This is a genomic window from Pseudomonas sp. AC136, from assembly GCF_979258585.1.
Window position 1 is genome coordinate 5,287,437 of the sequence record NZ_OZ409865.1, and the last position, 12,463, is coordinate 5,299,899.

At 64.1% G+C, this 12,463-nt stretch carries 14 protein-coding genes; 7 read left to right on the plus strand and 7 right to left on the minus strand.

From position 1 onward, the window contains the following. The 4 genes from ACZZZU_RS23750 to ACZZZU_RS23765 all read left to right on the plus strand — a co-directional run bounded on the left by ACZZZU_RS23750 (position 1) and on the right by ACZZZU_RS23765 (position 3,992). Entirely contained in the window at positions 1–294 is a 294-nt protein-coding gene (locus ACZZZU_RS23750) for a BolA family protein (RefSeq protein WP_463383132.1), read from the plus strand. A gap of 299 nt (positions 295–593) precedes the next feature. Next, on the plus strand, positions 594–1,532 hold the full coding sequence (trhO, locus tag ACZZZU_RS23755; protein WP_463552022.1) for an oxygen-dependent tRNA uridine(34) hydroxylase TrhO: 939 nt from the start codon (positions 594–596) through the stop codon (positions 1,530–1,532). Positions 1,533–1,618: 86 nt separating this feature from the next. Then, positions 1,619–2,221: a DsbA family protein gene (locus tag ACZZZU_RS23760; protein ID WP_463384718.1), complete on the plus strand. Its 603-nt coding sequence runs from the start codon at positions 1,619–1,621 to the stop codon at positions 2,219–2,221. Next, complete coding sequence (locus ACZZZU_RS23765) at positions 2,214–3,992, plus strand: ABC transporter ATP-binding protein (protein ID WP_463383131.1); 1,779 nt, start codon at positions 2,214–2,216, stop codon at positions 3,990–3,992. The genes ACZZZU_RS23760 and ACZZZU_RS23765 overlap by 8 nt, the downstream gene beginning before the upstream one ends. A 9-nt stretch (positions 3,993–4,001) precedes the next feature. On the opposite strand, the gene ACZZZU_RS23770 is transcribed toward ACZZZU_RS23765, so the two are convergent. From ACZZZU_RS23770 to ACZZZU_RS23785, 4 genes are all read right to left on the minus strand, one after another. Then, a complete protein-coding gene (locus ACZZZU_RS23770; protein WP_463552023.1) occupies positions 4,002–5,252 on the minus strand; it encodes an FAD-dependent oxidoreductase in 1,251 nt (416 codons plus the stop codon). Positions 5,253–5,431: 179 nt separating this feature from the next. Beyond that, positions 5,432–6,022, minus strand: coding sequence for a hypothetical protein (locus ACZZZU_RS23775; RefSeq protein ID WP_463552024.1), 591 nt, complete (start codon positions 6,020–6,022; stop codon positions 5,432–5,434). A 142-nt stretch (positions 6,023–6,164) separates the two neighbouring features. Continuing rightward, positions 6,165–6,377 carry a hypothetical protein gene (locus ACZZZU_RS23780; protein ID WP_463552025.1) on the minus strand — a complete coding sequence of 71 codons (213 nt, stop codon included), beginning with the start codon at positions 6,375–6,377 and terminating at the stop codon, positions 6,165–6,167. A gap of 147 nt (positions 6,378–6,524) precedes the next feature. Beyond that, a complete protein-coding gene (locus tag ACZZZU_RS23785) occupies positions 6,525–7,778 on the minus strand; it encodes an NAD(P)/FAD-dependent oxidoreductase (RefSeq protein ID WP_463552026.1) in 1,254 nt (417 codons plus the stop codon). Between the two features lie 142 nt (positions 7,779–7,920). On the opposite strand from ACZZZU_RS23785, the gene ACZZZU_RS23790 reads away from it, so the two are divergent. Further along, the gene (locus ACZZZU_RS23790; protein ID WP_463552027.1) at positions 7,921–8,808 is read left to right on the plus strand and encodes a LysR substrate-binding domain-containing protein; all 888 of its coding nucleotides are present in this window, start codon (positions 7,921–7,923) and stop codon (positions 8,806–8,808) included. 142 nt (positions 8,809–8,950) lie between these two features. Here the strand turns inward: ACZZZU_RS23790 and ACZZZU_RS23795 are convergent, their stop codons facing one another. Both ACZZZU_RS23795 and ACZZZU_RS23800 read right to left on the minus strand, forming a co-directional pair. Then, complete coding sequence (locus tag ACZZZU_RS23795) at positions 8,951–9,709, minus strand: anti-sigma factor family protein (RefSeq protein WP_463552028.1); 759 nt, start codon at positions 9,707–9,709, stop codon at positions 8,951–8,953. Then, positions 9,706–10,218 carry an RNA polymerase sigma factor gene (locus ACZZZU_RS23800; protein ID WP_463552029.1) on the minus strand — a complete coding sequence of 171 codons (513 nt, stop codon included), beginning with the start codon at positions 10,216–10,218 and terminating at the stop codon, positions 9,706–9,708. The genes ACZZZU_RS23795 and ACZZZU_RS23800 overlap by 4 nt, the downstream gene beginning before the upstream one ends. A 170-nt stretch (positions 10,219–10,388) precedes the next feature. On the opposite strand from ACZZZU_RS23800, the gene ACZZZU_RS23805 reads away from it, so the two are divergent. Beyond that, on the plus strand, positions 10,389–11,468 hold the full coding sequence (locus ACZZZU_RS23805; protein WP_463552030.1) for a catalase family peroxidase: 1,080 nt from the start codon (positions 10,389–10,391) through the stop codon (positions 11,466–11,468). Further along, complete coding sequence (locus tag ACZZZU_RS23810) at positions 11,465–11,998, plus strand: cytochrome b (protein WP_463552031.1); 534 nt, start codon at positions 11,465–11,467, stop codon at positions 11,996–11,998. Before ACZZZU_RS23805 ends, ACZZZU_RS23810 begins: the two co-directional genes overlap by 4 nt. Positions 11,999–12,002: 4 nt before the next feature. On the opposite strand, the gene ACZZZU_RS23815 is transcribed toward ACZZZU_RS23810, so the two are convergent. Next, entirely contained in the window at positions 12,003–12,431 is a 429-nt protein-coding gene (locus tag ACZZZU_RS23815; protein WP_463552032.1) for a hypothetical protein, read from the minus strand. Positions 12,432–12,463: the final 32 nt, after the last annotated feature.

Sequence of the window (12,463 nt, forward strand, 5' to 3'; positions counted from 1 at the left end):
ATGACTATGCGTGAACGCATTCAAACTACCCTGGCGGCGCTCGACCCTTCGTTCGTCGACGTGCAGGACGAAAGCCACATGCACAGCCGTGGCCTGGAAACCCACTTCAAAGCCGTGGTGGTGACGCCAGCGTTTGCTGGCCTGAATGCGGTCAAGCGCCACCAGAAGGTGTACGCCACATTGGGCGACCTGATGGGCCAATTCCACGCACTGGCGCTGCATACCTATACACCCGAAGAATGGGCCGCCACCGGCGCCGCCCCAGCTTCGCCGACCTGCGCAGGCGGGCACTAACCCCCCGCGCAGTTCCCGGAACCAGAAACCGCCGCTTGAGTGATCAAGCGGCGGTTTTTTTATGGCCGCTCGCAAACTACCTTTGGGAGCGACTTCAGTCGCGATTCCTGGAAACGCCGCTCTAATGCCAGACCGAATAACGGCCATCGCGACTGAAGTCGCTCCTACAGGGGCCGCGCTAAACGCAGCATGGCCGACGCCCCGAAACTCGCATAAAATGCGCGCCGCGCCAGCCGGCGCCATTTTCAACACAAAATCCGGTCCGCCCTTTGCGAGGGTGACCACCTGGAGAATTCCCCATGACCCACCCCATCGTCGTGGCGGCGCTGTACAAGTTCGTCACCCTGACTGACTACGAAGCGCTGCGTGAACCGCTGTTGCAAGCCATGCTCGACAACGGCATCAAAGGCACCTTGTTGATCGCCCTCGAAGGCATCAACGGCACCGTTTCCGGTAGCCGCGAAGGTATCGACGGCTTGCTGGCCTGGCTCAAGCGCGACGAGCGTTTTGTCGATATCGACCACAAAGAATCGTTCTGCGACGAGCAGCCGTTCTACCGCACCAAGGTCAAGCTGAAGAAAGAAATCGTCACCCTCGGCGTGCCGGGCGTCGACCCGAACCAGCAAGTGGGCACTTATGTAGAGCCGCAAGACTGGAACGCGTTGATCGACGATCCCGAAGTGCTGCTGATCGACACCCGCAATGACTACGAAGTGGCCATTGGCACCTTCGAAGGCGCGCAAGACCCAAAAACCAAAAGCTTCCGCGACTTTCCCGCCTATATCGAAGCGAACTTCGACCCGGCCAAGCACAAGAAAGTCGCCATGTTCTGCACCGGCGGCATTCGCTGCGAAAAGGCCTCGAGCTACATGCTCAGCCAGGGTTTCGACGAAGTGTTTCACCTCAAGGGCGGCATTCTTAAGTACCTGGAAGAAGTGCCGCAGGAACAAACGCGGTGGAAGGGCGACTGTTTCGTCTTCGACAACCGCGTCACCGTGCGCCACGACCTCAGCGAGGGCGAGTACGACCAATGCCACGCGTGTCGCATCCCCATCTCCATCGCCGACCGTGAATCACCGCATTACGTGCCTGGCGTCAGCTGCCCGCATTGCTGGGACAGCCTCAGCGAGAAAACCCGGGCCGGCGCACGTGAGCGGCAAAAGCAGATCGAGCTGGCAAAAGCCCGCAACCAACCCCATCCTTTGGGCTACAACCCACGGGAAAAAGGCCGCGACTAAACGCGCGGCCCGCGCCTCTCAATCAAGATCGTCCCGGTAATTGGAGCCCACGCATGCACGCACGTCTGATCTATGTGATGGACCCGATGTGTTCCTGGTGCTGGGGCTTCGCTCCGGTATTCGACGCGCTGGCCCAGCAAGCGCTGGCGGCTGGTGTCAGCAGTCATCTGGTGGCCGGCGGCTTGCGCGCTGGCACGGCCGCCGCGCTGGAACCGACCACCAAACGCTACATCCTCGAACATTGGCAATCGGTGCACGCTAGCACCGGCCAGGCCTTCACCTTTGACGGGGCGCTGCCCGACGGCTTCGTGTACGACACCGAACCCGCCTGCCGCGCCTTGGTGGCTGCGCGCAATCTGGATGCAGAAAGCGCCTGGCCGCTGGTGAAGTTGATTCAACACGCCTTCTATGTGGAAGGCCGCGACGTCACCCAGGCCGCCGTGCTGGTGGAACTGGCCGAACAGGCCGGGCTGCCGCGCATCGAGTTTGCTGCCGCCTTCGACAGCGCCACCGAGCAGGCCGCCACCGCCGCCGATTTCGAGTGGACGCAAAACCTCGGCATCGCCGGTTTTCCCACCGTGCTGGCCGAGCGCAACGGGCAGCTGGCCTTGCTCACCAATGGCTATCAACCGCTGGAACAACTGGCGCCGCTGTTGGCGCGCTGGTTGGAGCACGGCGCCCATGCTTGATCGCCTGAGCTGGGAAGAAATCCGCCGTCTGGCCCTGCGCCATAGAAAGTCGTTAATCCTCGCCAACCTGGTCGCCGTATTCGCCACCCTGTGCAGCGTGCCGATCCCGTTGCTACTGCCATTGCTGGTGGACGAAGTGCTGCTCAAACAGGGCGACGCGGCGCTCAAGGTAATGAACCACGCGCTACCTAGCGCCTGGCAGAGCGCGGTCGGCTACATCGGCCTGATGGTGGCGATCACCCTGATGCTGCGCGGTTCGGCGTTGATCTTCAACGTGCTGCAGGCCCGACTGTTCGCGCGGCTGTCGAAAGACATCGTGTACCGCATTCGCGTGCGCCTGATCGAACGCCTCAAGCGCATTTCCCTCGGCGAATATGAAAGCCTGGGCAGCGGCACGGTGACCACGCACCTGGTCACCGACCTCGACACCCTGGACAAATTTGTCGGCGAAACCCTCAGCCGCTTTTTGGTCGCCATGCTCACCCTGACCGGCACCGCCGGCATTCTGATGTGGATGCACTGGAAGCTGGCGCTGCTGATTCTGCTGTTCAACCCGCTGGTGATCTACGCCACGGTGCAGCTCGGCAAACGGGTCAAGCACCTGAAGAAGCTGGAGAACGACAGCACCTCGCGCTTCACCCAGGCGCTCACCGAAACCCTGGAAGCCATTCAGGAAGTGCGCGCCGGCAACCGCCAAGGTTTCTTCCTTGGCCGCCTCGGCCAGCGTGCGCAGGAAGTGCGCGATTACGCCGTGGCCTCGCAATGGAAAAGCGACGCCTCCAGCCGCGCCAGCGGGTTGCTGTTCCAGTTCGGCATCGACATTTTTCGCGCGGCAGCGATGCTCACCGTGCTGTTTTCCGACTTGTCGATTGGCCAGATGCTCGCGGTGTTCAGTTACCTGTGGTTCATGATCGGCCCCGTCGAACAACTGCTGAACCTGCAATACGCCTACTACGCCGCCGGTGGCGCGCTAACGCGCATCAACGAGCTGCTGGCGCGCGCCGACGAGCCGCAATACGCCGGCGGCGCTAATCCCTTTGCCGGCAAACCCACCGTGGGCGTCGAGGTGCGTGGGCTGAACTTTGCGTACAACGATGAGCCGGTGCTCGATGGCCTCAACCTGAATATTTCGCCCGGCGAAAAAGTGGCCATTGTCGGCGCCAGCGGCGGTGGCAAAAGCACCTTGGTGCAATTGCTGCTGGGCCTGTATACCGCGCAAAGCGGCAGCATTCGCTACGGCGATAAAAGCCTGGAAGAGATCGGCCTGGAAACCGTGCGTGAACACGTGGCCGTGGTGCTGCAACACCCGGCGCTGTTCAACGACACCGTGCGCGCCAACCTGACCATGGGTCGCGAGCGCAGCGACGACGCTTGCTGGCGCGCGCTGGAAATCGCGCAACTGGCGCACACCATTCAAGCCTTGCCCAAAGGGCTGGACAGCATCGTCGGCCGCTCCGGCGTGCGCTTGTCTGGCGGCCAACGCCAGCGCCTGGCCATCGCGCGCATGGTGCTGGCCGAGCCGAGCGTGGTGATTCTCGACGAAGCCACCTCCGCCCTCGACGCCGCCACCGAATACGCCCTGCACCAGGCCCTTGGCCAGTTCCTGCAAGGGCGCACCACGCTGATCATCGCCCACCGGCTATCCGCCGTTAAGCAAGCGGATCGGGTGTTGGTGTTTGACGGCGGGCGCATTGCTGAAGATGGCGACCACCAGCAACTGATCGCCGAAGGCGGCCTGTACGCCAAGCTCTACGGCCACCTCCAGCACTAAGCGCCGGGTTTACAACGGCGCCGGTTGCGCCTGCGGCTGCCAGGTGCGTTCGCGCAAGCCGATAGGCTTGAACGGATCCACCAGCGTGCCGGCCACCATGGCCGCCAGAATCTGCGGCGCTGGCGGAATTTTCGACAGGCCGAACAGCACCTGATCCCGCAGCATCGGCAGCACCCGGGAGTCGGACTGATAAAACGGCGTGAACGCCGCCGACAGCGCCTGGAACGTGCGCACATGGCGGCGGCGCGAGGCGGCGTAACGGGGCAGGGCGCTGGCCAGATCCTCGCTGGTGTTCAACGCATGCACCAGCGCGCGGGCATCGAGCAGCGCCATGTTGGCGCCCTGGCCCAATTGCGGACTGGTGGAATGCGCAGCATCGCCGATGATCGCCAGGCTGCGGCCCACCGGCATGGCCAGGGTGTGATGGCCGTAGCGGGCGAGGGTCATGTCGTCGAAACCCTTGATCTGCTTCAGGTACGACTCGCAGTCGGGCCACAGGTTGGCGATTCCGTCCTTCCAGCGCTCAATGCCTGCGCGCTTCAACGTGTCGACCTGATCCGGCTTGGTACTCCAGAAAAACGCACTCATCGGCGCGCTTGCCGGCTCGGCTTTGCCAATCGGTAGCACGCCGATCATGGTGGTGGCGCGCTGATAACGCTGCACCAGCGCCGTGCTGGTCTGCGCGGCGGCGCCGGCTTGCAGCGAGGCCCAGAACGCGCCGTACAGCAGCGGTTTAGGCTCGCTCGGTTGCAGGCAAAACGCCTTTAGCCGGGAGCGCGAACCGCTGGCATCAACGACTAAATCGAACGGCCCGGCCTTGCGCTCGTTGGCGCCCACCAGCCAGGCCAAGTCGCCTCGGGTTTCCAGGCTTTGCACATCCAGCCCGGTTTCGACGGCGATGCCTTCAGCCGTGACGGCCTGGAACAACACATGGAAAAGGGCGGCGCGGTGCACCGCAATGCCATGACGGCCGCCTTTGATGGCGGCGTAACCGACGTCGAGCACGGTGCGCCCGGTCAGCGCGTCGGCGCCGTACAAGCGGTCGATGCGGCTGCCCAGTTGCGAGATAGCGTCGAATAAACCCAAGTCGTCGAGAACGGTGAGGCCAGTAGGCTGCAAGATCAGCCCCGAGCCCACGGGCGAGGCGTGCTCGAAGCGTTCGAACACCGTAACCTGATGGCCGCTGCGATGCAGGTACAAGGCGGCGGCAAGACCAGCAGGGCCGGCGCCGACAATGGCAATACGCAGGGGTTTGATCACGGTAAGTCTCCGGCCCGACTACGGTGGGCTGTCCTTGGAAAGGGGAGCTGCACGGCAGCGCTGCCGTTATACCGGTAAACCGCCTAAGGGGTAAGCCTGGGGTTTGGCGACTTAATCACAGGCAAAAAAATTGGCCAGAAGGGCGAACCCCGCTGGCCATTTTCTACTGCGTTGCGGCATTAGCTGCCGCCACCGGCGCCGCCGCCACCACCTGCGCCGCCCGAGCCGCCAGCGCCACCGCCGGTTCCGCCCGAGCTGCCGCCCATGCCGCCGCCCGTGCCGCTGGTGCCGGTGCCGCCTGTGCCGGTGCCGCCGGAGCCAGTGCCGCCGCTGCCCGAGCTGCTGCCGCCACTGCCACCGCTACCGCCGGGTACGGTCGAGCCGGTGCCGGTGCCTGTTCCAGTCGCGCCGGTTCCCGTACCGATGCCCGTGCCACCTGTGCCGGTGGCGCCTGCGCCTGAACCGGTGGTGCCGGTGCCGGTCCCAATGCCGGTGCCCGTTCCAGAGGTGCCGTTACCGGTCGCACCTGCCGCGCCACCCGGGGCGCCAGTGCCGGTGCCGGTGGTGCCTTGGCCGGTTGCGCCCGTGCCGGTGCCGGTGCCCGGTGCGTTGGCGCCGGTTGCCGAGTTGCCGGTGCCTTCACCAGTGGTGCCGGCTTCCGGTGCGCCCACGCCGTTGCCCGGGGTGACGGTCGCTGCCATCACCAGCGAGGCGGAGGAGGCGGCCATAATTCCGCTGAGTAACAGGGCAGTAAAAGGTAATTTGCTCATCGTTGATGCTCCATTTCTGTGAGTTACCTAGAAGTGGAGTAGTGGCGTTTCGCCGATGTTCGATAAACAGGACCAATGGTCAAACGGCCCCGCAGAAACGACCGGGGCGCCCAATTGGCGCCCCGGTGATGTAACGGATCAATCAATGCCACCAGCGTGGCTGGCCCCAGCGTTGCTCTTCGCTATCGAGTTTTTTGTCGACGGCTTGGGTGGTGTCATCGGCTTTGGTGGTTTTGCTTTGCTCGGTGGTTTGCTTGGCAGTGGCAGCTTGATAATCGTGGTTAACGTCGGCGCCAGCGAAGGCAGTGCCGGTTAACAACGCGGTGAGCAAAGACGCGGTAACGATGGTTTTCATGGTGTGTTCCTCAAGGGGTTGTGAGTGACTTCGGGGCCAAGTTTCCGTGCTCGCCGCTGCCTTGAGAAACGCATGGTGTTGGTAGTTGATATCGCTGAAATTGATGGAGGCTACACGCCCTGGCCCAGAGCCCTTGCCGGCGAACCGTCAGCCAAAGCGTCGCGGCGAAAACGGCGCCAAGGGCACCGACGGGGCCACGCCGCTGGCCTGTTCAGCCACCAGTTTGCCGGTGATCGACGCCAGCGTTAAGCCGACGTGGCCATGGCCGAAGTTGTAAAACACCTGCGGCATCAACCGCGCCACGCCCACCACCGGTTTGCTGTCGGGCATCGATGAGCGAAAGCCCATCCACTGCGAACTCGGCTCGTGCTGCAAATTGAGAAAGCGCCGCGCGCCATTGGCCAAGTAGCGATAGCGGCGCGGATCCGGCAGCGCCGCCGTACCGGCAAACTCCACCGTGCCGGCCACGCGCAACCCCTGCGCCATGGGCGTCAGGTAAAAGCCACCGGCGCCCCAGCACACCGGCCGGTTCAGCAGCGCCCCGGCTTGCTCGAACAGCACGTGGTAACCGCGCTCGGTGTCTTGCGGCAACGTGTCGCCGAGCGTGTCGGCAAGCTGTTTGGACCAAGCCCCCGTGCACAGGGCAAGGCGGTCCACCGTCAGCGTTTCGCCACTGGCCAACCGCGCCACCACCTGCTCGGCGCTGGTGGCGCTGCGTTCAACCGCGAGCAACTCGCCGCGCAGAAAGCGGCCGCCGTGCTGAAGAAAACGCTCGAACAACCGCACGCTCAGTGCATACGGGTCGAGCGTGCGGCTCACCCCCGGCAGCTCCACGCCCAATGCCGCGCGGGCATTCAGCGCCGGCTCCAAAGCATGCAGCTCCGAATTCTCGACCAGGCGAATCGGCACCTCGAACGCCTGGTGATACGCCACCATTTCCTGGACAACAGGCCGCTCGTGGGCCTCGAACACATACAGCGAGCCGTCGTGGCGAATCAGATCGTGCACCTGCGCGTCATCGAACAAGGTGGCCCACGCCTGCATGCACGGCGTAAGCAGCGTGCGCAAATCGTGACTGATTGCGTGCACACGCTGCTCGCTGGAGTGGCAGAGAAACTGCCACAGCCACGGCGCGATTTTGCCCAAGTAGGCCGGGCGCACCCGCAACGGTGAATCTCGTTTGAACAACAGCGCCGGCGCCTGCCGCCAAATGCCCGGCGTCGCCACCGGCTCTACGGCGTAGGTGGCGAACGTACAGGCATTGCCAAACGAGGTGGCGGTGCCGGGCGGTTGCCGATCCAGCAGCGTTACCTGCCAACCAAACCGCTGCAGCCACAAGGCCGTGGCGATGCCCACCACACCCGCGCCCACCACCAACGCCGTTCCGCGCGACTCTGTCATGTCACTCTCCCGTTATGCGCTGCCCGCATGCTCGACCTGAGCGTGAACGGCCGCAAAAGCAGCGAAAATAGGCAAAAGCAGCGGTACACTCCAACGCTAAGAATTCATGCAGCTATTCACTCAACGCATAGATGGACGCGCCATGGAACCGATCCGCCGAGTGCCCTCACTGCCCGCCCTAAATGCCCTGGTGCACGTCGCCGACACCCGCAGCTTCACTGACGCGGCGGCGCGCCTGCACCTCACGCAAAGCGCTGTGAGCCGGCAGATTCAACAACTGGAAGAACACTACGGCGTGGCGTTGTTCGAGCGCAGCAGCCGACAAGTCGCACTGACCGCCAGCGGCGAGCAGGTGCTGGCCGTGGCGCAACGCCTGCTCGCCGAGCTGACCGCGCTGGAGCGTTCACTGCTGCCGGCCACCGCCGAGCGGCCGTTTCGAATTCGCATTTTTGTGTCGTTGGCCGTGCGCTGGTTATTGCCCCGGCTGACCAGCTTCTACGCCGCGCACCCGCGCCTGGCGCTATCGATTGAAACCGTGGGCGGTGAAGCGGTTGCCACCGATGGCGACTGCGACGCCTACGTGCTGTACCTGCGCGACGGGCTGGATGACCGGAAATTGTTGCCACTGTTTGACGAATACCTGATCCCCGTGTGTGCGCCGACACTTGCCACAGGACTGCCACCGCCGCGTTCGGTGGCCGAGTTGGCAGCCCATCCGCTGATTCATGGTTCGCCAAGCCGGTTCGAGTGGACCACCTGGTTGCAGGCGCACGGCGAAGAGGCGGGGCAGGGCTTTCAGCATCTCCAGTTCAATCTGGACGATCTGGCCTTGGACGCGGCGAGCCGGGGATTGGGCGTGGCGGTGAGTGATCAGGTGCTGGCGCAGGATGCCTTGGCGCGGGGGAGTTTAATGATGCCGTTTGGGCAGCCATTGAAGACGGGCGGGGTGTATGCGTTGTGGTTGAGTGCGCAGGGCGCGGCGCATCCGGCGCGGGAGGTGATCGTGGAATGGTTCGAGGGGCAGCGTTGACGCTTAAAAGCCCCTCTCCCCCAGCCCGGCCGGCGTAGCGGAGAAGGGGTGGCGTTTGTACGACCGTCGCACGCGGTCAGCCCCCTCTCCCGCTTGCGGGAGAGGGCTGGGGTGAGGGGCCCTTGATCCTCACAAGAAAACATCAAATCGCCCGCCCCAACCCCCGCCGAACCGGCTCTACCGCCGGATCATCCGCCGGCGCCACCAGCGCGTAGTTGTACTCATCACTGGACCAATAATCCGCCTGCAATTCCCCATCCCGCCGCGCGCCACGGTCGAGCAAGTAGTGCTGCGGACCCGGCGGGCGAATGTAAAAACTCACCTTGCGGCCATTGGCATCCTGATACACCAACATAGCCGCCGCGCCCTGTTCGGTGCTGATCATTCGTCCGCCCACGGGCGTAAACCCGACGCCGGCCAGATCCGGAATGCGGTCGGCACGGGCGAAGTGGCGGTCGAGCCAGCTTTGCGCATCGGTGCTGGTCGCCAGTGTCCAGTCGTTGGCCATGCCGTCTTTGAGGGCGAACATGCGATAGGCCTGCACGGCGTCGGCCATGGGCAGCATGTGGCTGGCCAGGTTGACGGTGCGCGCGTGCCAGCCGCCAACGCTGCCCAGGCTGACAGCAACAAACAGCGCGGCGGCGGTCGCCCATTGCCGGCCGCGCTGACGGCGCCTGTTATGGCGAATGGCGGCGGGGTCCAGTTGCGGGTTGGGCGTCAGGTGCAGGGCGCCGCTCAGCGCGGCGCGCAGGTGCTGGGCGTCGTGCTGCCAGGCGCGAACCTGCTCGGCCAACTCCGGGTTGGCGCTGAGATAACGCGCCACGCGGTCGCGGTCGGCCTCGTTGAGCTGGCGGTCAACGTAGGCGTGCAGCTCGTGTTCGGATGGAGGCAACTCGTTCATTTCAACACCCGTAAGGCTGGTGAGGTGATTTCGCCGTCGCTGAGTTGGCGCAACGCCTGGCGCGCGCGGGACAGGCGCGACATCACGGTGCCGATCGGCACGTTAAGAATCTCGGCAATTTCCTGATAACGCAGGCCTTCCACCGTTACCCACAACAAAATCGCCCGCTGCTCATGGGGCAGGCGTTCGAAGGCAGCGAGGGTGGTTTGCGCCACAACCGTACGTTCGGCGGACGGCGCGTAATGGTCGTCCTGGCTGCCCGTAAACAGTTCGAGCACGCGCTTGTAACGGCTGGCGCTGCGGTGCGCATCGAGAAACTGGCGGTACACAATCGCAAACAGCCAGGCGCGCAGGTCACCCTCAGGCTGCTTACCGGCCCAGGCGCCCAGGGCTTTTTCCAGGCTGGCTTGCACCAGGTCGTCGGCGCTGGTGGGGTTGCGGGTCAGCGACTGGGCGAAGCGCCGCAGGCGGGGCAGCAGCTCGCGCAGTTGGTCATCGATACCGTGCATGGCGGTGCAGGTTCCAGAACGTAGCGTTAGTAAAATAGCGTGTGGAACGAGAGACGACGCAGGGCCGACTTTATTCCCGCCGCCCCACAAAAATAAATTAATTCGTGGCCGGGGAATAAACGCCAAGGCGGGGCGTCTGACTGCACCTTCGCCTGATTCTGGAGTTCCCCATGGCACCAAACGACCCTCAACCGCGGCCGCCCCTCAGCCCGCTCAGCCTGGCCTTGCGCTTTGGCGCCATTGGCGCGGTGGCGCTGGTGCTGGTGGGCGCGCTGGCGTATACCGGCGGCTATTTCAGCCCCGAGCGCCTGACCCCCGACCGCGTGGTCGACGTGTTGGAAAAGAACAACGGCGAGCATCCCGGCTTTCGCCGCAACCACCCCAAGGGCGTGTGCGTGACCGGTTACTTCGAGAGCAGCGGCGCGGCGGCCTCGCTGTCCTCTGCCGAGATCTTCAGCGCCACCCGCACGCCGGTGCAGGGGCGGTTTTCCTTGCCCACCGGTAACCCGTATTCGCCCGACAGCGCCGCGCCGCTGCGCAGCATGGCCTTGCGCTTTCAGCAGGCCAACGGTCAGCAATGGCGCACGGGCATGAACAGCATGCCGGTGTTTCCAGTGGGCACGCCCGAAGCATTTTTCGGCTTGCTGCAAGCCACCGCGCCAGACCCCGCTACCGGCAAACCCGACCCGCAAAAAGCCGGCGCCTTCTTCGCCTCGCACCCGGAAACCGGTGCGTTTCTGGCCTGGGCGAAAACCGCGAAACCGGCCGCCAGTTTCGTCACGGAAACCTATAACAGCGTGAACGCCTTCTACCTCACCAACGCCGCTGGCCAACGCCAGACCGTGCGTTGGAGCATGGTCGCCACCACACCGGCAGACAGCGTGGCGCCGCAAGCTGAGGACTATCTACTGCCTGACTTGCAGCAGCGCCTTGCTGCGGGCGCGCAGCGTTGGGACTTGGTGCTGACGCTCGCCAACCCCGGCGACCCGAGCAACGACGCCAGCAAAGCCTGGACCGGCGAACACCGCACCGTCACCGCCGGCACGCTGGTGCTCGAACGCGAGCAAGCGCAAGACAGCGGCGAATGCCGCGACATCAACTACGACCCGCTGATTTTGCCCAGCGGCATCGAAGGCTCCGACGACCCATTGCTCGCCGCCCGTTCCGCCGCCTATGCGGCTTCGTATAAACGCCGCACGGGTGAAGTCAGTTCGTTGCCGGCCAGCGCCTCGCAGGAGTCCCGCCCATGAGCACTCAGCATTTCTCTTTGCCCGCGCGGCTACTGCATTGGCTGATGGCGGTGATGATCCTCGCCATGTTGTTTGTGGGTGTGGGCATGGTGGCGTCGGTGTCGGAGCGGCATCAGTGGCTGATCAATTTGCACAAGCCATTGGGCATCGCCATTTTGCTGCTGGTGATCGTGCGGTTAGTGGTGCGTTTCGCCTCGACCACCCCGCCGTTGCCCGCCGATTTACCCGCCGTGCAGGCGCTGGCCGCCAAGCTGTCGCATGTGTTGCTGTATGCGCTGATGCTGGCCTTGCCATTGGTAGGCTGGGCGATGATTTCGGCGGCTGGCGATCCGGTCATGCTGGGCAGCAATCTGCAATTGCCAGCGTTGCTTGGCGCCGATGCGCCGACCTTCGCCGTGTTGCGCAAAGCCCATCGTTACCTCGCGTACTTGCTGTTCGCCACCGTGCTGCTGCATCTGGCCGGCGCGCTGTTTCACGCCTGGGTGCGGCGTGACCACGTGCTGCACAGCATGGCGCGCGGGCCGAAGTAAGCGGCTATTGAATGCCCCATTGGCCGCCGGCTTTTTCGCAATCGGTGCGCGCCTGCGATGCGTCTTTGAGGTCGTAGTAATAGGTCAGCACCTTGGCGCCTTTGGCGATATTCACCGAGTCGGCATTTTTGTCCTTGCTGCTGGAGCGCTGGTTCGCCAGCGCTTCCTGAGTGAGCGTGGCGGTGCAGGTGCCGCTGGGTTTTGCCGGGCAGCTGGCGACTTTGTGCTTGTTGGTGGCCAGGGTTTCTTTGCTCTCGTTGCTGCACGACCAGTCGAGACTGCCGGCCGGTGCGCCTTGGTATTCGTAGCAGGTTTTGCCTTCCACCATCGGCACCGCCGCGCTCTGTGCGCGGGTGTCGACCATGCAGGCTTCGGCCCACACGCCAGTGGAGGCAACGCTGGAAAAGAGCAGGGCAAGCAGTCGGGCTTTCATGGCGGGCGGCCTTTGTTGTTGTGGTGTTGAGT